Here is a 208-nt window from a genome sequence, read left to right on the forward strand (position 1 = left end):
TCAGCTTCTGAGTCAGCGTCAACAAGTGCATCAGAATCAGCAAGCACAAGCGCATCAGAGTCAGCAAGCACATCAGCATCTGAATCAGCATCAACATCAGCTTCAGAATCAGCAAGCACAAGCGCATCAGAGTCAGCAAGCACATCAGCTTCAGAATCAGCAAGCACAAGCGCATCAGAATCAGCATCAACGTCTGCATCAGAATCAG

General features: G+C 48.1%; 1 protein-coding gene. It reads right to left on the reverse strand.

Annotation, left to right across the window (positions count from 1 at the left end):
- Window positions 1-208, reverse strand: a 208-nt coding sequence (locus tag SINDD18_RS11075) for a hypothetical protein (protein WP_193750862.1), incomplete at both ends; no start/stop codon positions are given.

It is taken from the genome of Streptococcus infantis, assembly GCF_001579645.1.
Classification (GTDB): Bacteria; Bacillota; Bacilli; order Lactobacillales; family Streptococcaceae; genus Streptococcus; species Streptococcus infantis_E.